Annotated in this window: 25 protein-coding genes, 2 pseudogenes and 1 CRISPR repeat array; of the genes and pseudogenes, 25 read left to right on the plus strand and 2 right to left on the minus strand. The window is 51.8% G+C overall.

The window, feature by feature from the left end; all coding sequences use genetic code 11:
* Positions 1-17: 17 nt before the first annotated feature.
* The 14 genes and pseudogenes from cas5c to ACI6NM_RS01015 all read left to right on the plus strand — a co-directional run bounded on the left by cas5c (position 18) and on the right by ACI6NM_RS01015 (position 12260).
* Positions 18-680 carry a type I-C CRISPR-associated protein Cas5c gene (gene cas5c / locus ACI6NM_RS00950; protein WP_262427556.1) on the plus strand — a complete coding sequence of 221 codons (663 nt, stop codon included), beginning with the start codon at positions 18-20 and terminating at the stop codon, positions 678-680.
* Positions 677-2407: a type I-C CRISPR-associated protein Cas8c/Csd1 gene (gene cas8c, locus ACI6NM_RS00955; protein WP_262427557.1), complete on the plus strand. Its 1731-nt coding sequence runs from the start codon at positions 677-679 to the stop codon at positions 2405-2407. Before cas5c ends, cas8c begins: the two co-directional genes overlap by 4 nt.
* Positions 2408-3319, plus strand: a complete 912-nt coding sequence (gene cas7c / locus ACI6NM_RS00960; RefSeq protein ID WP_158357206.1) for a type I-C CRISPR-associated protein Cas7/Csd2 — start codon at positions 2408-2410, stop codon at positions 3317-3319.
* Complete coding sequence (gene cas4 / locus ACI6NM_RS00965) at positions 3319-3984, plus strand: CRISPR-associated protein Cas4 (RefSeq protein ID WP_262427558.1); 666 nt, start codon at positions 3319-3321, stop codon at positions 3982-3984. Before cas7c ends, cas4 begins: the two co-directional genes overlap by 1 nt.
* The gene (gene cas1c / locus ACI6NM_RS00970) at positions 3981-5012 is read left to right on the plus strand and encodes a type I-C CRISPR-associated endonuclease Cas1c (RefSeq protein ID WP_262427559.1); all 1032 of its coding nucleotides are present in this window, start codon (positions 3981-3983) and stop codon (positions 5010-5012) included. Before cas4 ends, cas1c begins: the two co-directional genes overlap by 4 nt.
* Positions 5013-5021: 9 nt before the next feature.
* Positions 5022-5312: a CRISPR-associated endonuclease Cas2 gene (gene cas2 / locus ACI6NM_RS00975; protein WP_158357212.1), complete on the plus strand. Its 291-nt coding sequence runs from the start codon at positions 5022-5024 to the stop codon at positions 5310-5312.
* A gap of 207 nt (positions 5313-5519) precedes the next feature.
* A CRISPR array of direct repeats spans positions 5520-7013; the repeat unit is 32 nt; unit sequence GTCGCTCCCCTTGTGGGAGCGTGGATTGAAAT.
* A 21-nt stretch (positions 7014-7034) separates the two neighbouring features.
* Complete coding sequence (locus tag ACI6NM_RS00980) at positions 7035-7274, plus strand: hypothetical protein (protein WP_262427560.1); 240 nt, start codon at positions 7035-7037, stop codon at positions 7272-7274.
* A 414-nt stretch (positions 7275-7688) separates the two neighbouring features.
* Positions 7689-8096, plus strand: coding sequence for an iron chaperone (locus tag ACI6NM_RS00985; RefSeq protein ID WP_158357218.1), 408 nt, complete (start codon positions 7689-7691; stop codon positions 8094-8096).
* Positions 8093-8437, plus strand: a pseudogene (locus ACI6NM_RS00990) (DUF2200 domain-containing protein); the annotation flags it as partial. The gene ACI6NM_RS00985 and the pseudogene ACI6NM_RS00990, both read left to right, overlap by 4 nt.
* Before the next feature lie 69 nt (positions 8438-8506).
* Positions 8507-8836: pseudogene (locus ACI6NM_RS00995) on the plus strand (DUF5655 domain-containing protein); the annotation flags it as partial.
* A gap of 165 nt (positions 8837-9001) precedes the next feature.
* Entirely contained in the window at positions 9002-9445 is a 444-nt protein-coding gene (locus ACI6NM_RS01000; RefSeq protein ID WP_158357220.1) for a MarR family winged helix-turn-helix transcriptional regulator, read from the plus strand.
* The gene (locus tag ACI6NM_RS01005; protein ID WP_262427561.1) at positions 9442-10770 is read left to right on the plus strand and encodes an MATE family efflux transporter; all 1329 of its coding nucleotides are present in this window, start codon (positions 9442-9444) and stop codon (positions 10768-10770) included. Before ACI6NM_RS01000 ends, ACI6NM_RS01005 begins: the two co-directional genes overlap by 4 nt.
* A gap of 21 nt (positions 10771-10791) precedes the next feature.
* Entirely contained in the window at positions 10792-11574 is a 783-nt protein-coding gene (locus ACI6NM_RS01010; RefSeq protein ID WP_262427562.1) for a GNAT family N-acetyltransferase, read from the plus strand.
* A 44-nt stretch (positions 11575-11618) separates the two neighbouring features.
* Positions 11619-12260 carry an endonuclease III domain-containing protein gene (locus ACI6NM_RS01015; RefSeq protein ID WP_262427563.1) on the plus strand — a complete coding sequence of 214 codons (642 nt, stop codon included), beginning with the start codon at positions 11619-11621 and terminating at the stop codon, positions 12258-12260.
* Positions 12261-12308: 48 nt separating this feature from the next.
* Here the strand turns inward: ACI6NM_RS01015 and ACI6NM_RS01020 are convergent, their stop codons facing one another.
* A complete protein-coding gene (locus tag ACI6NM_RS01020) occupies positions 12309-13151 on the minus strand; it encodes a D-amino acid aminotransferase (RefSeq protein ID WP_022273591.1) in 843 nt (280 codons plus the stop codon).
* A 226-nt stretch (positions 13152-13377) separates the two neighbouring features.
* Here ACI6NM_RS01020 and ACI6NM_RS01025 point away from each other — a divergent pair, with 226 nt between their 5' ends.
* Entirely contained in the window at positions 13378-14103 is a 726-nt protein-coding gene (locus tag ACI6NM_RS01025) for a GTP pyrophosphokinase (RefSeq protein WP_262427564.1), read from the plus strand.
* A gap of 55 nt (positions 14104-14158) precedes the next feature.
* Here the strand turns inward: ACI6NM_RS01025 and ACI6NM_RS01030 are convergent, their stop codons facing one another.
* Complete coding sequence (locus ACI6NM_RS01030; RefSeq protein WP_262427565.1) at positions 14159-14893, minus strand: GNAT family N-acetyltransferase; 735 nt, start codon at positions 14891-14893, stop codon at positions 14159-14161.
* A 209-nt stretch (positions 14894-15102) separates the two neighbouring features.
* Between ACI6NM_RS01030 and ACI6NM_RS01035 the strand changes: the two genes are divergently transcribed.
* The 10 genes from ACI6NM_RS01035 (at position 15103) to ACI6NM_RS01080 (ending at position 22579) form a co-directional block, all read left to right on the plus strand.
* Positions 15103-15462, plus strand: a complete 360-nt coding sequence (locus tag ACI6NM_RS01035; RefSeq protein WP_262427566.1) for a CidA/LrgA family protein — start codon at positions 15103-15105, stop codon at positions 15460-15462.
* Positions 15463-16140: an LrgB family protein gene (locus ACI6NM_RS01040; protein ID WP_262427567.1), complete on the plus strand. Its 678-nt coding sequence runs from the start codon at positions 15463-15465 to the stop codon at positions 16138-16140.
* Positions 16141-16188: 48 nt separating this feature from the next.
* A complete protein-coding gene (gene pepF, locus ACI6NM_RS01045) occupies positions 16189-17973 on the plus strand; it encodes an oligoendopeptidase F (RefSeq protein WP_262427568.1) in 1785 nt (594 codons plus the stop codon).
* A 142-nt stretch (positions 17974-18115) separates the two neighbouring features.
* A complete protein-coding gene (pyrF, locus tag ACI6NM_RS01050; protein ID WP_022273584.1) occupies positions 18116-19033 on the plus strand; it encodes an orotidine-5'-phosphate decarboxylase in 918 nt (305 codons plus the stop codon).
* 9 nt (positions 19034-19042) lie between these two features.
* Complete coding sequence (locus ACI6NM_RS01055) at positions 19043-19882, plus strand: dihydroorotate dehydrogenase electron transfer subunit (RefSeq protein WP_262427569.1); 840 nt, start codon at positions 19043-19045, stop codon at positions 19880-19882.
* Positions 19883-19884: 2 nt separating this feature from the next.
* Positions 19885-20787, plus strand: a complete 903-nt coding sequence (locus ACI6NM_RS01060; RefSeq protein ID WP_262427570.1) for a dihydroorotate dehydrogenase — start codon at positions 19885-19887, stop codon at positions 20785-20787.
* Positions 20788-20830: 43 nt separating this feature from the next.
* Entirely contained in the window at positions 20831-21505 is a 675-nt protein-coding gene (pyrE, locus tag ACI6NM_RS01065) for an orotate phosphoribosyltransferase (RefSeq protein ID WP_158357229.1), read from the plus strand.
* A 13-nt stretch (positions 21506-21518) separates the two neighbouring features.
* Entirely contained in the window at positions 21519-21668 is a 150-nt protein-coding gene (locus tag ACI6NM_RS01070; protein WP_022273580.1) for a hypothetical protein, read from the plus strand.
* A gap of 133 nt (positions 21669-21801) precedes the next feature.
* Complete coding sequence (locus ACI6NM_RS01075) at positions 21802-22281, plus strand: VanZ family protein (RefSeq protein WP_022273579.1); 480 nt, start codon at positions 21802-21804, stop codon at positions 22279-22281.
* Entirely contained in the window at positions 22262-22579 is a 318-nt protein-coding gene (locus ACI6NM_RS01080; RefSeq protein WP_158357231.1) for a calcium:proton exchanger, read from the plus strand. The genes ACI6NM_RS01075 and ACI6NM_RS01080 overlap by 20 nt, the downstream gene beginning before the upstream one ends.
* Positions 22580-22616 lie beyond the last annotated feature (37 nt).

A 22616-nucleotide genomic window follows, 5' to 3' on the forward strand; every position in this document is an offset into this window, starting at 1 on the left:
GCAGAAAAGGAGAAGTTATGGGAATAGGTGTAAAGATCAGAGTCTGGGGAGACTATGCTCTGTTTTCCAGACCGGAATTTAAAGTGGAGCGATGTTCATACGATGTCATGACGCCTTCCGCAGCCAGAGGGATCCTAGATGCAATTTATTGGCATCCAGGGATGCGGTGGGTGATCGATAAGATCCATGTGGTAAAGCCCATCCGTTTTACCAGTGTGCGGAGGAATGAGGTAAAAAGCAAGATCGCAGCCGGAAGTGTCCTTCAGGCATATAATGGCCTGGATAAAGCGCTTTACATTAGTACAAAAGATGAGATCGTCCAGAGAGCCTCCAGGCTGCTGTGCGATGTGGAATATGTGATAGAGGCCCACTTCGATATGACAGAAAACGCCTCTGCTTCAGATAACCCAGGAAAATTTAAGGATATCATCATGCGGAGGCTGAGGAGGGGAGAGTGTTTCCACACACCATATTTTGGATGCAGGGAGTTTCCGGTCCGGTTTTCCATCTGCGAGGAGGAAGATATCGTAACAGCTTATGACTCAGTCGAGGAAAAGGATCTGGGCTTTATGCTGTACGATATGGATTACACGGACAGAGAAGATCTGGTTCCTATGTTTTTCCGGGCTGTGATGAAAAGAGGTGTGATCGATCTGCGGGATTGTGAGGTGATACGATGATCCTTGACGCTTTAGTGGGATTATATGAGAGGCTGGCAGAACGTGAAGAAGTGGCGGCGGAAGGCTGGTGTAAGGCAAAGGTCTCCTATGCAGTCAATCTGTCAGAGGAAGGCAGGATAACTGGGATCCTTCCCATGAAAACGGAAGCAGACCGCGGAAAAAAGAAGGTATGGGTTCCTGTATCTTTAATGGTTCCGGAAATGGTGACCCGCTCTTCTGGAGTGGCAGCCAATTTTCTATGTGATAATTCAAAGTATATCCTGGGGATCGATGCGAATGGGACAAGTCCCCGGGTCCTGGAGTGCTTTCAGGCATCAAGGGAACGGCATTTGAAGCTTCTGAACGGGATCGGGGGCAGAATGGCCCATGCCATCTGTTTGTTTTTTGAGACCTGGGATCCGGAGGAGGCGGAACAGGATCCTGTAATAAGGGAAAAATGGCAGGAGGTCACAGATGGAGGGAATCTGATCTTTGTCATGGGAATGGACTATGCCCAGGAGGATCCATGGATCAGAGAGGCCTGGGAAAAGAGCCTGGAGAGAATGGGAACGGGAACGCAGGGAGTCTGCCTGGTCACCGGGGAACGGACCGAGATCGCCAGGATCCACCGGGGGATCAAAGGAGTGCCTGGAGCCCAGTCCAGCGGGGCAGCGCTGGTGTCCTTTAACGCCCCCTCCTTTGAATCCTATGGAAAAGAGCAGAGCTACAATGCTCCGGTGGGAAAATATGCGGAATTCGCCTATACGACAGCCCTCAATTATCTGTTGGACCAAAGAGAACATGCGATTCGCCTTGGGGATTCCATGATCGTGTTCTGGGCGGAGAGCGGAGAGGAGGAGTATCAGGATTCCTTTTTTATGTCAGCAGATCCGAAAATAGACAACCAGGAAGCTTTGAAGGACATATTTACAAAGCTGAAACGGGGACAGTCCATGGATCTTAACGGGGTGCAGCTGGACCTGGAACAGAGATTCTATATTCTGGGACTATCTCCCAATGCGGCGAGGCTGTCTGTCCGTTTCTTTTATGAGAACTCATTTGGGAACATCCTGACACGTCTGGCAGAGCATTATGAACGGATGGAGGTCATAAGGCCGTCGTGGGAAAAACGTGAATACCTCGGTATAAGGGATATGCTGGATCAGACGGTAAATCCAAATGCAAAGGACCGGACGCCGGTTCCCGGGATGGCATCCCTGGTGCTCCAGGCAGTCCTTTCTGGAGGACGCTATCCAGCCGGCCTCTATGAAAATGTACTGATCCGGATCCGGGCCGAGCAGGGGAACGTTACGTGGGGACGGGCTGAGATCATTAAGGCATATTTAATACAAAATTATCATTGGAAAGAAGGGGAAAATTTTATGGCTCTGAATACAGAAAGCTGTGATACGGCTTATGTTCTTGGGAGACTGTTTGCAGTTCTGGAATCCATCCAGATGGATACAAACCCGGGGATCCGTTCAACGATCCGTGACAGGTATTTTAATTCGGCCAGTACGGCGCCAGCTTCCGTATTTCCGATTTTAAACCGGTTGAAGAACAGTCATCTGAAGAAGCTGGAGCGGGAGAAAGGGAGTTCAAAGATTTTTTACGAAAGGCTCTTAACAGAGCTTATGGGGAAGCTGGAGCATTTTCCACTGCGTCTGTCCCTGGAGGAGCAGGGAGAATTCGCATTGGGGTATTATCATCAGATGCAGAAACGGTATGAGAAGAAGGAGGAGAAATAAATGAACGAGGCGATTAAAAACAGATATGAATTTGTGATCCTGTTTGATGTGGAAAACGGAAATCCCAATGGGGATCCAGATGCCGGAAATATGCCCAGGATCGATCCGGAAAGCGGTCTGGGACTGGTGACAGACGTATGTTTAAAACGGAAGATCCGGAATTATATAGAGACAGTAAAGGAAGATGCAGAGGGGTATAAGATCTATATTAAAGAGGATGTACCGTTAAACCGGAGCGACAGGGAAGCGTGCGAGGCTTTGGGTGTTATGGATACGGAGGATAAAAAGCTGACTGAATCGCTGAAAAAACTGAAAAAAGGCGACCCGGATGCGGATCTGAAGCTTAAAGATTATATGTGCAGAAATTTTTATGATATACGTACATTCGGTGCAGTTATGACCACATTTGTAAAGGCGTCCTTGAATTGCGGCCAGGTTCGCGGCCCTGTCCAGATCGGGTTTGCCAGGAGTATTGATCCGATCCTCAGTCAGGAGGTGACGATCACGCGGGTTGCGATCACGACAGAAAAGGATGCAGAGAATAAGACCACAGAAATGGGAAGAAAGAGCATCGTTCCCTATGGCCTGTACCGGGCAGAGGGATATGTGTCTGCTAATCTGGCCCGTAAGGTGACAGGATTTACAGAGGACGATCTGGAGCTTTTGTGGGAAGCCATCCTTAATATGTTTGAACACGACCATTCTGCAGCCAGAGGAAAAATGGCAGTACGGGAGCTGATCGTATTTAAGCACAGCAAGGAACTGGGAGATTGTCCGGCATATAAGCTGTTTGATTCAGTCAGGGTAGAAAAAAAGGAAGGCGTACTTTACCCAAGAAAATATCAGGATTATACGGTTACGATCGATGAAGCGTGCGTTCCGGATTCAGTGGAAATGAAAAGGATGGTTTAATGGCATATCCAGAAGAAGAATATCTGATGATCTCAGGGATCCAGCATTTTAAATTCTGCAGAAGACAGTGGGCGTTGATCCATGTGGAGCAGCAATGGGAGGAAAATGTCCATACGGTGATTGGGGAGCTGATGCATAAACGGGCCCACGATCCATATCTGACAGAAAAAAGAGCCGGGGTCCTGGTGGTCAGAGCCCTTCCTGTGGCCTCGCGGGAAATGGGAGTGAGCGGGGAATGCGATCTGGTAGAGTTTCATAAATGCGAGGATGGCATTTCCCTCCATGGCCACAGAGGGCAGTATTCTGTCTATCCGGTGGAATATAAAAAAGGAAAACCAAAGCTGACGGAAGAGGACAGGCTGCAGCTGGCAGCCCAGGCCATGTGCCTGGAAGAGATGTTTTCCACAGAGATTCCCGCAGGTGCTGTTTTTTATGGAGAGACAAGGAGAAGGGAGACGGTTGTGTTCACAGAAGAGCTGCGGCAGGAGGTGCGGTCCTGTTTCTCAGAAATGCACGAATATTACCGGAGGGGGTACACGCCAAAGGTTAAGCGCAGAAAGGCCTGCAGTTCCTGCTCTCTAAAGGAAATATGCCTGCCGGGGCTTTCAAAAACGGAATCCGTGAAAACGTATCTCAGCCATATTCTGGAGGAGGATCAGGAATGAAAAAACTGCTGAACACGCTTTATGTTACTTCAGAAAACAGTTATCTGGGACTGGATGGAGAGAACGTAGTGGTTTATGAGGAAAAGGAGGAGATTGGACGGCTGCCGCTTCATAACCTGGAGGGAATCGTATCGTTTGGATATCGGGGAGTAAGCCCTGCCTTGATGGGAGGATGTGCGGAAAGGAATGTTTCCCTATGTTTTCTCTCTCCTCAAGGGAAATTTCTGGCGAGGGTGACAGGAAAGGTAAAAGGAAATGTGATCCTCAGACAGAGACAGTATGACGGCAGCCGAGATGAGGGGGAGAGCCTGGAACTTGCAAAAACGTGTATTCTGGGGAAGATATATAACGCCAGATGGATATTGGAGCGGGCAATTCGGGATCATGGGATGCAGATAGATGAAGAACGAGTCAAGGAAGCCAGTCAATATTTAAAAAACTCTATGGAACTGGTGCGCGGGAGCGTGTCGAAGGATCAGCTGCGTGGATATGAAGGAGAGGCGGCCAGTGTTTATTTTGGCGTTTTTGATCAGCTTATTTTACAGCAGAAGAAAGATTTTTTATTTCAAGGGAGGAGCAGACGGCCTCCTCTGGATCCTGTGAACGCTCTGTTGTCTTTTGTATACACGTTATTGACCAATACAGTTACCGCTGCACTGGAAACGGTGGGACTGGATCCATACGTAGGATATCTTCATACCGACCGGCCTGGCAGGGCATCGCTCGCGCTTGATCTGATCGAAGAACTGCGGCCTGTTCTGGCAGACCGATTTGTCCTGTCACTGATCAATAAAAGGATCGTCAGTGGTAAGAATTTTACCAGAAAGGAAAATGGAGCTGTTCTGATGGATGCAGAACTGAGAAAAAAGGTTCTGACAGAGTGGCAGAATAAAAAGAAAGAGACTCTCACCCATCCATATTTAAAGGAAAAGGTGGAATGGGGGATGGTACCCTATGTACAGGCCATGCTCCTTGCAAGATATCTTCGTGGAGATCTGGATGGATATCCTGTGTTTTTATGGAAATGAGGTGGAACGATGCTGGTATTGATCACTTATGACGTAAATACAGAAACGACGGCGGGAAAAGCAAGACTCCGTAAAGTGGCAAAGCAGTGTGTAAATTATGGAAGAAGAGTTCAGAATTCAGTGTTTGAATGTCTTTTAGACCAGGCACAGTGCATAGCGCTGAAGGCAAAGCTGACAGAACTTATCGACGAAGAGGTGGACAGTCTGCGGTTTTATTATCTGGGAAATAAGTATCAGACAAAGGTAGACCATGTTGGCGTGGATCATGGGCTTGCGGCAGATCAGGTATTGATCTTATAGCAGGTCTGTGGAGCAGACATTATAGAATGCCGGATATTGTTTTGGTGCGAAATGGAAGCAGACAGGAAATCTCTGGGCGATTCGCACCAGAAAAAATGTACAAAAAATGATTAAAAGTCGGAAGCGGGCTGTGTGTGGAAATATGATATGGGGAAAGGATTGGTAAAAATGAAATAAAACAGATATGGAATTTTGTGTAAAATTGCTGTCGCTCCCCTTGTGGGAGCGTGGATTGAAATAATGATAATGCAGACATCATCGATGCGGAATTAGTCGCTCCCCTTGCGGGAGCGTGGATTGAAATGTGAGCTGATTGCCCACAACATGGAATCCATTTGGTCGCTCCCCTTGTGGGAGCGTGGATTGAAATATACAAAAATGCGTGGATAAGTTCATGCCGCAATATAGTCGCTCCCCTTGTGGGAGCGTGGATTGAAATTTTTCCTTGCTGTTCATGCAGCCAACAGAAGACACCGTCGCTCCCCTTGTGGGAGCGTGGATTGAAATTATGGCGGCTCCGGCGCGGTTTGCGGAGCTCGCCCGTCGCTCCCCTTGTGGGAGCGTGGATTGAAATATTGTATCGGCAAAGTATGAACGGTAACTGTTGCGTCGCTCCCCTTGTGGGAGCGTGGATTGAAATCTACTCCGGCGATCGTGGTCTGGATCCGATACTCTGTCGCTCCCCTTGTGGGAGCGTGGATTGAAATCCGCATTAACTCTAACTCATTATTGACCTCAACCGTCGCTCCCCTTGTGGGAGCGTGGATTGAAATTGACGTTTTTGTCAGAGGAGGAGCATGAGTATATGTCGCTCCCCTTGTGGGAGCGTGGATTGAAATTCTCATTGCTTCTTCTAATCCTCCGCGATGAGGCGTCGCTCCCCTTGTGGGAGCGTGGATTGAAATATCTTTCTTTCTGCGATAAAATCGCATTGACCTGTCGCTCCCCTTGTGGGAGCGTGGATTGAAATCTGGATCCAGCCGGATTTCTTTTCCGGCTCCACCGTCGCTCCCCTTGTGGGAGCGTGGATTGAAATCCCGATGCACCAGGCACATCTGGCTTCCGGATTCCCGTCGCTCCCCTTGTGGGAGCGTGGATTGAAATTCTCCTTTTTGCTTGGTGTGGAAATGTCTGTGAGAGTCGCTCCCCTTGTGGGAGCGTGGATTGAAATCGGTTTCTATGGCCGTGATCTTCCAGATCTTAAGTCGCTCCCCTTGTGGGAGCGTGGATTGAAATACCTGTACCGGATCCAGGCCAATATCCTCATAGGGTCGCTCCCCTTGTGGGAGCGTGGATTGAAATTTATGCGGATCTGGTTTCTTCTCCCAGCGATGCTCGTCGCTCCCCTTGTGGGAGCGTGGATTGAAATCATCAGTATAAAAGCGGAGATCTTTTACAGTATGGTCGCTCCCCTTGTGGGAGCGTGGATTGAAATTTTTCCGTACAGTCTCCACTCGCCAGAATTTATCGTCGCTCCCCTTGTGGGAGCGTGGATTGAAATTGGTTTATTCATCCCTTTTGCTCATCCTCTCCCCAGTCGCTCCCCTTGTGGGAGCGTGGATTGAAATATGCCTGTGTTGGATGTCGTGATGCTGGCTCCGGCGTCGCTCCCCTTGTGGGAGCGTGGATTGAAATCCGCAGGCCGGGCATACCAGGATATCATTATGTCGTCGCTCCCCTCATGGGAGCGTGAATTGAAATAGCATAGGCGGTCTTCAGATCATGAATGAAGCGTCGATTTATGGCATTAGGGTTGCTACAAAAAATCTTGATGTACTGGGACAGGTTTATCTGAGCTGTGCGGGAATAAAAGAGGATATTGGCCATGGAATAGGCCGAATGGAAGCAATTACATCTGGCGCAGTACCAGCAGTCATAGATCATGGAAAGGTGTTGGATTACCAAAAGGATCGCAAAGGCTGCGGATGGGGTGGCGCTGTTATCGGAGAAAATACGCATTGAAAAAGGGGAATTTTCGGGAGATTATTTTGTCGTTTTTGCGGTGAAGGTCGCAAAAGATAACCGTTTGTATTTACATGAGATTTATCAGAAAAAACGGAGGTAATACGCCGATCAAGACCAGGGCCATCCCGAAAAACGGTTCCCCCAGCGACGCTCTTGCCTCCTCTATATACAGTATATTTAAAAAATTAGAGGATGTCAATGCGGAATTTGGAGAATCAAATGAAGCCAGAAGCGAAAACCAGGAAAAACAGAAAATGCAGATATGAAACCAGGTGCATCCGAAAGAAAGGAAGTTGCCTCTGTTCCGGTGGGACAATATTCACTTCCAGCTGGAGGGCGTGGACCAGGAACAGTATGACAGTCGTTCCCTTCGCGCAAAAATAGATTAAAACGTATTAAGGAGGAATTTTTATGTGGACATGTCCCAAATGCGGCCGTACATTTGCTCGTAACGGCCAGGATCATTATTGCGGGAAGCCGCCGGAAACCATTGACGAATATATTTTAAACCAGCCGGAAAAGGCACAGCCGCTTTTAAAAGAGATTAACGAGACGATCCGGGCAGCGATCCCGGATACCATGGAAAAAATATCCTGGAGTATGCCCACATATTGGAAAAAGCGCAATCTGATCCAGTTTGCTGCATTTAAAAATCATGTGGGGCTGTATCCGGGACCGGAGGCTGTGGAGAAATTTGCGGACCGGCTGACCGGGTACCAGACCCAGAAGGGGACGATCCGGCTGCCTTATGACCAGCCCCTGGACTGGGAGCTGGTGGCAGAGATTGCGGTATGGTGTGAAAAGGAGAATGGGAAATGACCAGTGAAAACGTATATAACATGAAATTCGGGAAAATTTATCTTTTACTGGTAAATAAGGCAGTGAAAAAGGGACGCACCCAGGGGGAGGTGGACCAGATCATCACCTGGCTGACCGGTTATACACGGACAGAGCTTGAAGCGGCCTTGGATTCGGAGCTTTCTTACGGCGATTTTTTCCGAAATGCTCCGTCCCCCAATCCGGCCAGAAATGAGATCAAGGGCGTTGTATGCGGTGTACGGGTGGAGGAGATCGAAGAGCCGCTGATGCGGGAGATCCGTTATCTGGATAAGCTGGTGGATGAGCTGGCCAGGGGGAAAGCCATGGAAAAGATCCTGAGGAAGCTGCCGGAGGAGAGTCTGGAGGACAGCCAGCAGCTTTTGTTTTTTGAACTTCACCCGGATGCGCTTCCCATTTACAGGATCCTGGAGCAGAAAATATTAAAGGATATCCCCGATGTCCGGGTCAAATTTCAGAAAACTCAGATTTCCTTTTATAATAAGCACATGTTTGCCTGTGCTTCGTTTATGCGGGTCAGAAAGAAAAAGGACTGTCCGGAGCCGTTTCTGGTGGTAACGTTCAGCCTGCCTCACCAGGTCGTTTCCCCCAGGATCGATGTGGCCACAGAGCCGTATCCAGGCCGTTGGACCCATCATGTTCTTACCGCCAGTAAGGAGGAGATCGACGATGAGCTGATGGAGTGGATCCGGGAGGCAGCGGCTTTTTCAGATCGGAAGTAGCAGTCATAAAAGCGTTTTGACAGGAAGAGATCTGTCAGAGCGCTTTTTGGGTTTTAGGATCCATGGGCGGGGCATGGAAGGATCTCTTTATAAAAATCTTGACACCAGTCTGATTTCGGACTATAATCCAGAGTACGAAATCGGACTGAAAGGAGAAGACGACATATGAAACCATGTGTATCAGAGCAGCTTCAGTATTATAATCTGCTGACCTCTGAGATCGACGAGGCATATCACAATGCGTCATTGAAGCTGGGGCTTTCAGACAGCGCCATGATGATCCTTTATGCGCTTTGCTCCAGGGAGAATCCATGCCCTCTTCTGGAGATCGCGAAGCTGACGGGGATCAGCAGGCAGACCATCCACTCGGCTATTAAAAAGCTGGAGGCCCAGGGGATCCTGACCCTGGAAAGCCCCGGGGGCAGGAGAAAGCTGGTCCGCCTGACAGAGGAGGGAATGGAGCTGGCAGAAAAGACGGCCGGCCGTCTTATAAAGATCGAAAATGAGATCTTTGATTCCTGGACCGGAGAAGAACTGGAGCAGTATATCCGGCTCACAGGAAGATACCTGGAGCAGTTCCGGGAAAAGACCGGGAGGCTTGGCGTATGAAGATCCAGTTATCAGACCATTTCAGCTTAGGACGGCTCATGCGCTTTACGATCCCATCCATTATCATGATGGTGTTCACGTCGGTTTATGGCGTGGTGGACGGTTTTTTTGTTTCTAACCTGGTAGGGAAAACGCCCTTTGCGGCGGTGAACTTTATATGGCCGTTTTTAATGATCCTGGGAGCCGTGGGCTTTATGTTCGGAGCCGGAGGCGGGGCGCTGATCGCCAAGACCCTGGGAGAGGGAAAGCATGAAAAGGCCCAGCGCCTCTTTTCTATGTTTGTTTATGTAACAGCCGGCTGCGGCATCGGGATCGGTATCCTGGGGATGCTTCTGATCCGGCCTGTGGCCAGGCTTCTGGGTGCAGAGGGGATCATGCTGGAAAGCTGTGTGATCTATGGACGGATCATATTGTCGGCCCTTCCCCTGTTCATGCTCCAGTATGAGTTCCAGACCTTTTTTATCACAGCCCAGAAGCCAAGGCTGGGACTGGCAGTGACGGTGGTTTCCGGCATTGCAAACATGGTCATGGACTACCTGTTTATGGCCGTGTTCCGGTGGGGGCTCCCGGGAGCGGCCATGGCCACGGCCTTAAGCCAGTCTCTGGGCGGCCTGATCCCCCTGGTCTACTTTTCCCGGCCCAACGGCAGCCTGTTCCGGCTGGGAAAGGCATCCCTGGATAAAAGGGCTCTGGCCAAAGCCTGCATCAACGGCTCCTCAGAGCTCATGAGCAATATCTCCATGTCCCTGGTGGGGATGCTCTATAATCTCCAGCTTTTAAAGTATGCCGGTGAGGACGGTGTCGCTGCCTATGGGGTCCTGATGTATGTGAACATGGTCTTTCTGTCCATATTCATCGGATATTCCACTGGAGTGGCTCCAGTGGTGGGCTTCCATTTCGGGGCCGGAAACCGCCTGGAGCTTCACAGCCTGTTAAAGAAAAGCTCTGCGGTGATCTTAGTTTCCTCCGCGGCCATGTTCGGGGCGGCGGAGCTTCTGGGAAGGCCGCTGGCACAGCTTTTTGTGGGATATGACGCTGGGCTCATGGAGCTGACGGCCAGGGGATTCCTGATCTACTCATTTTCATTCCTGTTTTCCGGGATCGCCATTTTCGGCTCTGCTTTCTTTACAGCCTTAAACGATGGGCTTACTTCGGCGGCCATTGCTTTTTTAAGGAGCCTGGTGTTTGAGATCACGGCAGTCCTGGTGTTTCCGCTGATCTGGGGCGTGGACGGCATCTGGGGCTCCATTGTGGGAGCCGAGCTGGTGGCGGCAGCCGTGACCCTGGTCTTTTTGGCGGCAAAAAGGAAACGGTATCAGTATTAAAAAGAAAAAGGAGGCTGCGGAATGAAGATCCCAGAGGGAATTTACAGGCTGGAGGAGCCGGGCATGGCTGCTTTTCTGTTTTCCGGCCGCAGGGAAGTGATGATCGACGCCTGTCTCCAGGGAATGATGGGCTGCGTTTATGGGACCGCAGGCGGCATGGACTCGGCAGCGGCAGTCCTGGGAGACTTCTGTTTTCTGGCAGGAAAACCAGAGGAACGGCTCATAGCCTGGGATTATGGGCGGCAGTACCTGCTCCTGGCGCCGCCGGATGCAGCCTGGCGGGAGCTTATAAAAAAGGTCCTGGGAGACCGGGCCAGGGAGCATACCCGGTATGCCATAAAAAAAGAGGGGGACTGCTTCGACCCTGGCAGGCTGCGGGCCCTGGTGGAGACCCTTCCTGCGGGGATCACCCTTTCCCGGATCCATGGGGAGTTATATGGAAAATGCCTTAAGGAGGAATGGAGCCGGGACCTGGTTTCCTGCTTTCCCTCCTGTGAGGCGTATGAAGCCATGGGACTGGGGGTGGCGGCCTTCCGTGGAAACGAGCTGCTGGCAGGAGCCTCCTCCTATGCCAGGAGCCGGGACGCCATTGAGATCGAGATCGATACCCGGGAGGATATGAGGAACCGGGACCTGGCCTCTGCCTGCGGGGCGGCGCTGATCCTGGAATGCCTGGAGCGGGGGCTTTATCCGTCCTGGGATGCCCATACGGAGATCTCCGCAGCTCTGGCAGAGAAGCTTGGGTATCATGTAAGCCATCCCTATGTGGTCTATGAGGTGGAAGCAGACAAAGGGCCTGTGTAGTGGGAAAACGGATGCCATAGAAGCAGATATAAAGGAGAGGTTTTATGGAAAACGAAAGAAAAAAGCTGGCTCTGGAGATTATAGACCGGCTGAAAAAGGAATACCCGGAGGCGGGCTGTACCCTGGATTATAACGAGGCATGGAAGCTTTTGGTCAGTGTCCGGCTGGCGGCCCAGTGCACAGACGCCCGGGTCAACGTGGTAGTGGAAAAGCTGTATGAGAAATTCCCCGATGTGGAGTCCCTGGCCCAGGCGGATCCCGATGCGATCGAGGCCATCGTGAAGCCCTGCGGACTGGGACACAGCAAGGCCAGGGACATCAGCGCCTGTATGAAGATCCTGTGGGACCAGTACGGAGGAAAGGTGCCCGACGATTTTGACGCCCTTTTAAAGCTGCCGGGGGTGGGGCGGAAGAGTGCAAATCTGATCATGGGGGATGTGTTCGGAAAACCGGCTATCGTCACGGATACCCACTGCATCCGTCTGGTGAACCGCATGGGCCTGGTGGACGGCGTAAAGGAACCGAAGAAGGTAGAGATGGAGCTGTGGAAGCTGATCCCCCCGGACGAGGGAAGCGATTTCTGCCACCGGCTGGTGTTTCATGGACGGGATGTGTGCACCGCCAGGACGAAGCCCCATTGTGAACGATGCTGCCTTTCTGATATCTGTAAAAAAGCCGGAGTATAAAAAGCGGCGGCCCTGGAACTGAATCGATCCGGGGCCGCCGTCTGCATCTTATTTTGTTTCGTTCTCAAATTTCTCCAGATATTTTTCTTGAAGGATCTTTACCAGCTCGGGAGCCTTTCCTCCGATGGGAGTACCGTTCATCTCGCAGGCCGGTGCACAGAACTTAGTAGAGCTGGAAACGATGACCTCGTCGGCGTCCATCAGCTCCTCCATGGTGAAGGGAGTCTCATCCACAGGGATCCCATTGTCCTTACAGATCTGTACCAGGTGCATCCTTGTGATGCCGGGAAGGATGTAGTGGTCGGTGGGATGAGTCTTGAAAACGCCGTCCTTGATGATGGAAACATTGCTGTGAGCACATTCCGTAACCACGTCTCCACGATGGAATACGCATTCTCCGCAGCCCATGGACTCTGCCTTTTCAGCAGCCATAACGTTGGGGAGCAGGTTCAGTGTCTTGATGTTGCAGTGAAGGAAGCGGGTGTCCTCCATATCGGTCAGTTTCAGACGCTTGCTGGAATCGCCGTGCTTTCCAGGTTTCATGAAGATCCACAGGTTCGCCTTTGTTCCGGCAGCCGGGAACTGGTGCTGGCGGATCCCTGTGCCGCGGGTCACCTGCCAGTAAATGAAGATCTCAGAGTCGTCCATTTTTGCCAGCATATCGTAAAGGATGGAGGTCAGCTCTTCCCGTGTGTAGGGAATTTCGATCTTAAGAAGTCCGGCGCTGTTGAAGAAACGGTCCAGGTGCTCCTTTAAAGCGAAGATCTTTCCGTTTTTTGCAAGAGTCGCCTCGTAAACGCCGTCGCCGAAGTAGCAGGCACGGTCGTTCATGGGCACGGTCATTTCTTCCAGCGGTCCGTAATTGCCATTGTAGTAGCCTAGAGTTTTCATTATTTTACCCTCCCAAGGATTCTTGTGTGGTGATGCAGGCAAGTCTTTGTCTGCCAGTTACATCTATGGCTATCATAGCATGGTTTGTTCCCGTTGTAAAGAATCCGATGGACAGGTTATGGAAAGGTTTAGAGAAAATTAAGTATTCTTTCATTGAGAAGCCATCCCATATCATGTATAATGGAGAAAAGAAAATTCCAATGAGATCAGTGAGGTACATAAATAAATGAATATTACTATGAATCCCAGCGGCGGCCTGGTACAGTCTGCCGTAAATGCTCCTATGACCGTGGATATCCCGGACAGCTTTCTCAATGAGGCGCTCCAGTTCCGGGAGATGATGATGATGTATACCTGTGCCATCAGGGAGGTGAAGACCAAGCTGGAGGTGCTCAACGACGATCTGGCGGTGCGCTACCAGAGAAATCCCATCCAGATGATCAAATCCAGGGTGAAGAAGCCGTTAAGCATCCTGGAAAAGCTGAAACGCCGGGGATATCCGGTGAGCGTCCAGTCGGTGGCGGAAAACCTTTACGATGTGGCCGGGATCCGGGTGATCTGCTCCTTCATCGACGATATTTATGTGGTGGCTGAGATGCTGGCCCGCCAGGACGATGTGAACGTTCTTATGGTAAAGGACTATATCCGCTGTCCCAAGGTCAACGGCTACCGCAGCTACCATATGATCATTGAGATCCCCGTATTCTTTTCCGACCGGAAGGAGAAGATGCGGGTGGAGGTCCAGATCCGTACCATGGCCATGGACTTCTGGGCCAGCCTGGACCACCAGATGAAGTATAAAAAGGATCTGGACGACTCGGGCGAGATCAGCGAGGAATTAAAGGAGTGCGCGGAGATCATTGCCCAGACGGACTTAAAGATGCAGTCCATCCGGCAGAAGATCGAGAACCGGGCAAATCCGTCCAGGCTCCTGCAGTTTGACAAGGATTAACAGCCGTCTGGCAGGCCGGTGCGGCCAATAGGCCAAATGGCTGGATGTCCAAAGCTTAGTACAGATAACGGGACAGGGTTTCGGTGATGCGGAACCCTGTTTTTTTATACAGGGAAAGGGCCGGGCCGTTGGAGCCGGATACCTGGAGCGTCACTGGAAGAGGCTCCCGTTCTGCCAGGAAGGACAGAACCTTTATAAGCAGGCTGGTCCCGAAGCCCCTCCCCCTCTGGCCCTCCCGGATCTCAAAGCCGTACAGGTAATAGTGGGTGCCGTAAAGGGAGATGTTCAGAGAGCCGTGGGCGTCAGAAAAGACCAGGATGGCCTGTTCTCCCTCCATGGCCTCTGTGACCGTCAGGTCTCCCGTTTTTCCCATGCCTTTCATGGCAGAGACGGCATCTGATGCCAGCTCCATCATATGTTCGTCAGAAAGAAGCTCTGCGCCCAGGGCCGTTACGGCCTCCAGGGCATCGGGGCTTTTTTTGTCTACATAGAATAAAAGCTCCGTATCCTCCGGAAGAAGGGAAAGGCCCTTTTCAAGAACGGCTCCAAAGATGCCGTTTCTCCGGCAGTCCGGCCGGGTGAAGGCGGTGCATTCATAAACGGTCTCGTCCTCCTTTAAAAGCGCGGCTGCGCACAGGAGACGGCCGTTTTCCCAGGCAAGAAGATAATGATCGGCTTCCTCCGTGGGAAAGGTCAGGGAAACGGGCTCTTTTTTATAGCATGCGTCCAAAAGAAGGAAAATTTTATCCTTTTCTCTGGGTGTCAGGCTGGAAGAAATGGTGATATCCATAGAAGAATCCTCCTGGTATAGTCCGATCCGGGTCAGGACAATGACCTGCTTTGTCCCCTGATTCCCGGATCCAGTATCTCAGATAGTAACAGGTATCAGATGGAAATGCAAGAAGGCCGGAAGAAAATGCGGAAAATTCTGTATAATTTGTTGCCCGGAGAGACAGACGGTGCTAAAATGGGGACATTCATAAGGAGAGGAGAATAATTATGAAATATCTGAAAGAAATCGCCATTATCTTTGGGATCACCATGATCGGCGAGCTCTTGAACCAGTGGATCCCGTTCCCGGTGCCCGCAGGAGTTTACGGCCTGTTCATCCTTCTTGGGCTTTTATGCTCCGGGGCGGTGAAGCTTCAGGACGTCCAGGCCACCGGCAATCTGCTGCTGGATCTGATGCCTCTGATGTTCATTCCGTCAGCAGTGGGCCTCATTGAGAAATTTGACGAACTGAAGGCCATCCTGGTCCCCTTTTTCGTCATCACCGTGGTTTCCACGCTGGTCGTCATGACGGTGACGGGAAAATCGGCAGAGTGGATCATCAGACGACAGAAAAAGGAGGAGAACTAGATGCCGTTATATTTTGGGATGTTTGTAAGCGTGGCCGCCTATCTTGTGGGGATGGCCTTAAAGAAAAAACTGGGCTGGGCCATTCTGAACCCCCTTCTGGTGGCGATCCTTCTGGTGATGGCCCTTTTAAAGGCCACAGGGATCTCTTACGGGGATTATAACCAGGGGGCGTCCTACATCAGCTATTTTCTGACACCGGCCACGGTCTGTCTGGCGATCCCCCTTTATAAGCAGCTGGAGCTTTTAAAGAAAAACCTTGCCGCCGTTCTCTGCGGCATCACCACCGGAGTGGCAGGAAGCGTCCTGAGCATTTTTGCCATGTCCCTGGTGTTCCGTCTGGAGCGTGTGCATTATGTATCCCTGCTTCCCAAATCCATCACCACAGCTATCGGTATGGGCGTGGCGGAGGAGGCCGGAGGCATCGTGACCATCACCATCGTCAGCATCATATTTACCGGCATCCTGGGGAACATCGTGGCAGAAGGCTGGTTTAAGCTGGTGGGGATCCGGGAGCCCATTGCAAAGGGACTGGCCCTGGGAACGGCGGCCCATGCCATTGGGACCTCCAAGGCCCTGGAGCTGGGAGAAGTGGAGGGCGCCATGAGCAGCCTTTCCATTGCCGTGGCAGGACTGATGACCGTGATCGCCGTTCCCCTGATGGCGGGACTGATCGGATAAGAAAGCCCCGGAGCCGGGAGGCATGTCCGGGAGGAAAGGAGAGTTTTTATGGCAGAGGCATTAAAAAAACGCAGTGAGATGGATCCGCAGTTCCAGTGGGATCTGCGGGATCTGATCCCTACGGAGAAAGCGCTGGAGGAGCTTTTTTCAGAGCTGGAAAGCGGGATCGGACGGTATGAGGGTTTTAAGGGCCGTTTAGGGGAGGACGCGGCTGTGCTGAAGGAGTACCTGGATCACGATGTGGCCATGGATCTGAAATTTTCCAGGCTTCTGGCTTACGCCATCCAGAAAAGAGACGAGGATACGTCCCAGAGCGCTTCCCAGGCCCTTTTATCCCGGGCGCAGCTTCTTTTATCCCGGGCCATGGAGGCATCCTCCTTTGCAGAGCCGGAGCTCCTTGGGATACCGGAACCGGTCATGAAGGGCTTCCTGGAAGACGGAGCGCTTTCCGGGTACCGGCTGTATCTGGAGCGGATCCTGGCCAGGAAGGAGCATATGCTGGGCGAAAGGGAGGAACGGCTCCTGGCGGGCTTTGGCCAGACGGCGGCGGCTCCTTCTGCGATCTTTACCATGTTCAATAATGCGGATGTCCGCTTCCAGGCAGTCCGTGGGGGAGACGGAGAGGAGATCCCTGTGACCCACGGCTCCTATGGAACGCTGATGGAAAGCCGGGACCGGAGTCTGAGGCAGGCAGTCTTTCATAGTTATTACAGCAGCTACCGCCAGTTTTCCAATACGCTGGCAGCAGCCTATGAGGGCCATGTAAAGCAGGCCTGCTTTACGGCCAGGGCGAGAAATTACAGCTCCAGCCGGGAAATGTCCCTGGCGGCCAACGAGGTGCCGGAGCAGGTCTATGACAGCCTTCTGGAGACCATTGGAAGCCGGCTTCCGGCCCTGCACAGGTATGTGAGGCTGAGAAAGGAACGGCTGGGCCTTCCAGAGCTCCATATGTACGACCTGTTTGTCCCCCTGGCAGGAGGGACGGATAAGAGGTATCCCTATGAGGAGGGGAAAAGGCTGATCCTGGAGGGGTTAAAGCCTCTGGGAGAGGAGTATGGGAAGCTTTTGGAAACGGGCTTTTCCAGCCGGTGGATCGATGTCTACGAAAACCAGGGAAAGAGGAGCGGCGGATATTCCCGCCATGTATATGGCTGTCATCCCTATGTGCTCATGAGCTATACGGACAGCCTGGATTCGGTCCTTACCCTGGCCCATGAGATGGGGCACTCCCTCCATTCCTGGTATTCGGACCACGCCCAGCCGCCGGCCTACGCCGGGTATACCATTTTTGTAGCGGAGGTGGCGTCCACCTGCAACGAGGTGATCCTGTTCCAGCACATGATCCGCCAGGCAGAGACCAGGGAGGAGAAGGAATCCCTGATCTTCCAGCTTCTGGACCGGTTCCGTTCCGTGATGTTCCGCCAGACCATGTTTGCCGAATTTGAGTGGGAGACCCATAAAATGTGCCGGGACGGTATTCCTCTGACTGCGGATGCTCTCTGCTCTCTTTATCACGGGCTCAATGAAAAATATTTTGGCCCGGATATGTGCGTGGATCCGGAGATCGACGTGGAGTGGGCACGGATCCCCCACTTTTACTACACCTTCTATGTGTACCAGTACGCCACGGCCTTTGCCGCTGCCGTTACCATCGGCCAGAGGATCTTCGACGGCGATAAAAATGCCCTGGAGGGCTATTTTAACTTTTTAAAGGGCGGATCCTCCATGAAGCCCACAGAGCTTTTAAAGCTCTGCGGCCTCGATATGGAGGGGCCGGGAGTGGTAAACGCTGCTCTGGATGTGTTTGAGTCTCTGCTGGGATCACTGGAATGATCAGGGAAACTCCCTTCTTTCAAGCCCCAAATCTTTTCACTTGGGGCTTGAAAGCCGTTCTTTCTTATGCTAAAATCTATAAGAATAAGGTTTTATAGGAAATAGAAATACAGGAAATGGAACTGCATTGAAGGAGGAAACTATGATTAGTCAGCTGGTACAGAAGATTCAGAAAACAAAGGCGCCTATCTGTGTTGGTCTTGACCCGATGTTAAGCTACATTCCGTCTCACATCGTCCAGAACGCGTTTAAGGAGTTTGGAGAGACATTAGAAGGAGCTGCGGAAGCCGTATGGCAGTTCAATAAAGAAATCGTTGACAGCACCTATGATCTGATTCCCTCAGTGAAACCCCAGATTGCCATGTATGAGCAGTTTGGCATTGAGGGACTTAAAATATATGCCAGAACCGTGGAATACTGCAAGAAAAAGGGACTTCTGGTGATCGGAGACGTAAAGCGCGGCGATATCGGCTCCACGTCCTCTGCCTATGCGGTGGGACATCTGGGAAAGGTAAAGGTCGGCAGCAATGTATGCTCCGGTTTTGATACTGATTTTATCACTGTGAACCCGTATCTGGGAACCGACGGCGTAAAGCCCTTCGTGGACGTGTGCCGGGAGGAGGACCGCGGACTGTTCGTCCTTGTAAAGACCTCCAATCCCTCCAGCGGCGAGTTCCAGGACCGTCTCATCGACGGAAGACCGCTGTATGAGCTGGTGGCTGAAAAGGTCGTGGAGTGGGGCGCAGACTGCATGGACGGTACATACAGCAATGTGGGAGCCGTTGTGGGAGCCACCTATCCGGAAATGAGCAAGATCTTAAGAAAGCTAATGCCCCATACCTACTTCCTGGTGCCGGGCTACGGCGCCCAGGGCGGTACAGCAAAGGATCTGGCCAACTGCTTCAATGAAGACGGGCTCGGCGCGGTGGTCAACTCCTCCCGCGGCATCATCGCGGCTTACAAGCAGGAAAAATACGCCAAGTTCGGCCCGGAGCATTTCGCAGAGGCGTCCAGACAGGCAGTTATGGACATGATCGCTGATATCAACAGCGTTCTCTAGGAGGAAGCCATGGCACAGAAAAAAGTGAGAGCAGCAATCGTAAGCCAGGAGAAGCTGGCGGAGGGGATCTTCAGCATGTGGCTGGACGCGCCGGAAATGGCGGAGGCGTCCAGACCCGGCCAGTTCATCGCAGTCTACACCAACGACCCCTCAAAACTTTTACCGCGGCCCATCAGTATCTGTGAAGCTGATAAGGAAAAGGGAAGACTGCGCATCGTGTACAGGATCGCCGGAGCCGGGACTCTGGAGTTTTCCAGATACCAGGCCGGGGATACGCTGGACATCATGGGTCCTCTGGGAAACGGGTTTCCGTTAAAGGATAAGAAGGCCTTTCTTATCGGAGGAGGCATCGGGATCCCGCCGATGTTAGAGCTGGCAAAGAACTTAGAATGCGAAAAGACCGCCGTTTTAGGTTACCGGGATGCGGAGACCTTCCTGGCAGATGAGATCGGAAAATACGCAGAGGTGGTCATCGCCTCTGAGGATGGAAGCGTCGGAACGAAAGGAAACGTCATCGATGCCATCCGGGCGGGCGGCTTAAAGGCCGATGTGATCTATGCCTGCGGTCCTACGCCCATGTTAAAGGCCCTTAAGGCGTATGCAGCAGAAAATGGCATCGAGTGCTGGATCTCCCTGGAGGAGAAGATGGCCTGCGGCATCGGCGCATGCCTGGGCTGTGTGTGTCACAGTAAGGATGTGGACGAGCACAGCAACGTGAAAAACAAGAGAGTCTGCAAGGACGGCCCCGTATTCTTAGCGGATGAGGTGGAGCTGCTTTCCTCTGAGGAGCAGAGGGAGCGGATCGCCGGCGGCTGTATGTGCGGAACGGTAAAAGTAAAGGAGGATTAAGCATGAACACAAAGGTGAATTTAGCCGGAGTCCAGCTTAAGAATCCGGTGATGACCTGCTCCGGTACCTTCGGGTCCGGTATGGAATACGGCGAGATGGTGGATCTGAATCGTCTGGGAGCCGTGGTGACCAAGGGGATCGCCAACGTACCCTGGCCGGGAAATCCGACGCCCAGGGTGACAGAGGTATACGGCGGCATGTTAAACGCCATCGGCCTTCAGGGACCGGGCGTGGACGTGTTTATTGAACGGGATATCCCGTTTTTAAAGCAGTATGATACGAAGATCATCGTAAATGTCTGCGGAAAAACAAAGGAAGATTATCTGGACGTGGTGGAGCGCCTGGGCGGGACGGATGTGGACATGCTGGAGATCAACATCTCCTGTCCCAACGTAAAAGCCGGAGCCCTGGCCTTTGGACAGGATCCGAAGGTGGCGGAGGATATCACAGCCGCCATTAAAAAAGTGGCAAAGCAGCCGGTGATCATGAAGCTTTCTCCCAATGTGACGGATATTTCCGAAATGGCAAAGGCTGTGGAGGCAGGAGGGGCCGACGTGGTATCCCTGATCAATACCATTACAGGAATGAAGATCGATATCAACCGGAGGACCTTTGCCCTGGCCAATAAGACCGGAGGAATGTCCGGTCCGGCGGTGAAGCCGGTGGCGGTGCGTATGGTGTACCAGGCAGCCCAGGCGGTGAAGATCCCGGTGATCGGCATGGGCGGCATCATGACTGCCGACGACGCCCTGGAATTTATCCTGGCCGGAGCCACAGCCGTGGCAGTGGGAACGGCCAACTTCGTGAACCCCTGCACAACGGCAGAGATCGTGGATGGGATCGAAGCGTACATGAAAAAGTACGGAGTGGAAGATATCAATGAGCTGATCGGGGCGGTCCGTTAGGGCCAGTGTCCCGCATCCGCAAAACAGAGAAAGGATTCGGAAAATGGAAAAATATAAGCAGGAATTTATTGAATTTATGGTGGACTGCGGCGTTTTAAAGTTTGGTGATTTCGTAACAAAGAGCGGAAGAAAGACCCCGTTCTTCGTGAACACAGGCTTTTACCGCACCGGCGCCCAGTTAAGAAAGCTGGGAGAGTATTATGCAAAGGCCATCCAGAATACCTTTGGAACAGAGTTTGACGTGCTGTTCGGACCGGCCTACAAGGGAATCCCCTTGACCGTTGCTGCCAGCATGGCCTTAAGCGAGCATTTTGACGCAGATATCAAATACTGCTCCAACAGAAAAGAGGTAAAGGACCATGGCGATAAGGGGATCCTCTTAGGAAGCCCCATTGCCGATGGCGATAAGGTAGTCATCATCGAGGATGTGACCACAGCGGGAACCTCCATAGAGGAGACTCTTCCGATCATCAAGGCCCAGGGGAATGTGGACGTTCTGGGACTGGTGGTTTCTGTGGACCGCTGCGAAAGAGGAAAGGGAGAAAAATCTGCCCTTACAGAGATCCAGGAAAAGTATGGCTTCAAGACCACGGCCATCGTGACCATGAAGGAAGTGGTGGAGCACCTTTACAACAGAGAGTATAAAGGAAAAGTTGTGATCGACGACACATTAAAGGCTGCCATCGATGCATACTATGAGCAGTATGGTGTAAAATAGAGGAGGATACGTCATGGAAAGAATCTATAAGACCATGCGCAATACAGGCGCCGCCAGCATTGCCGTCGGGATCGTAGTCGCTTCTGTGGGCCTGGCAGCAGGCATCATCGCCATTATAAACGGCGCTCTGCTCCTTAAGAGAAAATCAGAGATCACATTTTAATCATAAGGTACACCAGATAAGATGCTGTCCTGGGGACGGCATCTTATCTGTGCAAAAAGGGACAAATCGGAAATTGTCAGATGGAAACAATAATATAGAAAGTATCAGGCCCAGGGTCTGTTTGGAATAAAACGTGGATTTTTTTATTAAGAATGAAAGGCACCGGAAGCTGGGCTTCCTGTTTTTTGTCCTGTATCTGGTGCTGCTGACGTATTTTTTGTTTTTTGCGGAGGAGATGGGGCGGACTCCCGGCATACGGGCCGGTTACAGCTATAATCTGACCCCATTAAAGGAGATCAGGCGCTTTCTGACCCATGCGGATGTGCTGGGCTGGAGAGCCGTATTTTTAAATATTGTCGGAAACATGGCAGCGTTCATGCCATTTGGGTTCTTCCTTCCGGAGATCTGGAGCCGGGTGGACCGCTGGTACACCACGACCCTTCTGGGAGCGGTGTTCAGCCTCTGTATCGAGACGACCCAGCTGGTCTTCCGGGTGGGAAGCTTTGATGTGGACGACCTGCTTTTAAATACCATCGGAGCTCTGGCAGGGTATCTGACCTTCTGCGGAGCCAGAAAGATATGGAGAAGATATAGTGCAGCGTATCGGAAATAAAGTATCGTATATAAAAAAGCCCCTGGCAAAGGCCAGCCTTGTGGCAGCGGGGCTGGCGGCGGTTTCCCTTCTCTTTGGAGCCGCCGCCCTGGCCCTGGGGTATGTGACCGGGGGGAATGCGCCGCTGGTGGCGGCCGCGCTGGGATTTTGCAGCATCCTGACAGCGGCCTCATCCCTGGTCTATGGGATCTTTTCTTTTTTAGAGAGGGAAAAGAATTATATACTGGCAAAGGCCAGCCTCATAGCCGCAGGGATCCTGGTGGTCCTGTGGCTGGCGGTGATCTTTATAGCCCTGTAAACGGGTATATCGTAAAAGAATGGGAAGCCGGTCCGGC

The organism is Pilosibacter sp. YYHA0881, from assembly GCF_051602715.1.
In the GTDB taxonomy this organism is placed as follows: Bacteria; Bacillota; Clostridia; order Lachnospirales; family Lachnospiraceae; genus Alitiscatomonas; species Alitiscatomonas aceti.

What these genes read in the sequence shown, in the direction of transcription:
- ACI6NM_RS00980 (WP_262427560.1), top strand. Translation starts at nt 7,035, where the DNA reads ATGAATGAAGCGTCGATTTATGGCATTAGGGTTGCTACAAAAAATCTT.
- ACI6NM_RS01070 (WP_022273580.1), top strand. Translation starts at nt 21,519, where the DNA reads ATGGAAAGAATCTATAAGACCATGCGCAATACAGGCGCCGCCAGCATT.
- ACI6NM_RS01035 (WP_262427566.1), top strand. Translation starts at nt 15,103, where the DNA reads ATGAAATATCTGAAAGAAATCGCCATTATCTTTGGGATCACCATGATC.
- ACI6NM_RS01030 (WP_262427565.1), bottom strand. Translation starts at nt 14,893, where the DNA reads ATGGATATCACCATTTCTTCCAGCCTGACACCCAGAGAAAAGGATAAA.
- ACI6NM_RS01020 (WP_022273591.1), bottom strand. Translation starts at nt 13,151, where the DNA reads ATGAAAACTCTAGGCTACTACAATGGCAATTACGGACCGCTGGAAGAA.
- cas5c (WP_262427556.1), top strand. Translation starts at nt 18, where the DNA reads ATGGGAATAGGTGTAAAGATCAGAGTCTGGGGAGACTATGCTCTGTTT.
- cas7c (WP_158357206.1), top strand. Translation starts at nt 2,408, where the DNA reads ATGAACGAGGCGATTAAAAACAGATATGAATTTGTGATCCTGTTTGAT.
- ACI6NM_RS01015 (WP_262427563.1), top strand. Translation starts at nt 11,619, where the DNA reads ATGGAAAACGAAAGAAAAAAGCTGGCTCTGGAGATTATAGACCGGCTG.
- ACI6NM_RS01060 (WP_262427570.1), top strand. Translation starts at nt 19,885, where the DNA reads ATGAACACAAAGGTGAATTTAGCCGGAGTCCAGCTTAAGAATCCGGTG.
- pyrE (WP_158357229.1), top strand. Translation starts at nt 20,831, where the DNA reads ATGGAAAAATATAAGCAGGAATTTATTGAATTTATGGTGGACTGCGGC.
- ACI6NM_RS01000 (WP_158357220.1), top strand. Translation starts at nt 9,002, where the DNA reads ATGAAACCATGTGTATCAGAGCAGCTTCAGTATTATAATCTGCTGACC.
- ACI6NM_RS01055 (WP_262427569.1), top strand. Translation starts at nt 19,043, where the DNA reads ATGGCACAGAAAAAAGTGAGAGCAGCAATCGTAAGCCAGGAGAAGCTG.
- ACI6NM_RS01025 (WP_262427564.1), top strand. Translation starts at nt 13,378, where the DNA reads ATGAATATTACTATGAATCCCAGCGGCGGCCTGGTACAGTCTGCCGTA.
- pyrF (WP_022273584.1), top strand. Translation starts at nt 18,116, where the DNA reads ATGATTAGTCAGCTGGTACAGAAGATTCAGAAAACAAAGGCGCCTATC.
- cas4 (WP_262427558.1), top strand. Translation starts at nt 3,319, where the DNA reads ATGGCATATCCAGAAGAAGAATATCTGATGATCTCAGGGATCCAGCAT.
- ACI6NM_RS01005 (WP_262427561.1), top strand. Translation starts at nt 9,442, where the DNA reads ATGAAGATCCAGTTATCAGACCATTTCAGCTTAGGACGGCTCATGCGC.
- cas1c (WP_262427559.1), top strand. Translation starts at nt 3,981, where the DNA reads ATGAAAAAACTGCTGAACACGCTTTATGTTACTTCAGAAAACAGTTAT.
- cas2 (WP_158357212.1), top strand. Translation starts at nt 5,022, where the DNA reads ATGCTGGTATTGATCACTTATGACGTAAATACAGAAACGACGGCGGGA.
- ACI6NM_RS01010 (WP_262427562.1), top strand. Translation starts at nt 10,792, where the DNA reads ATGAAGATCCCAGAGGGAATTTACAGGCTGGAGGAGCCGGGCATGGCT.
- cas8c (WP_262427557.1), top strand. Translation starts at nt 677, where the DNA reads ATGATCCTTGACGCTTTAGTGGGATTATATGAGAGGCTGGCAGAACGT.
- ACI6NM_RS01040 (WP_262427567.1), top strand. Translation starts at nt 15,463, where the DNA reads ATGCCGTTATATTTTGGGATGTTTGTAAGCGTGGCCGCCTATCTTGTG.
- ACI6NM_RS00985 (WP_158357218.1), top strand. Translation starts at nt 7,689, where the DNA reads ATGTGGACATGTCCCAAATGCGGCCGTACATTTGCTCGTAACGGCCAG.
- pepF (WP_262427568.1), top strand. Translation starts at nt 16,189, where the DNA reads ATGGCAGAGGCATTAAAAAAACGCAGTGAGATGGATCCGCAGTTCCAG.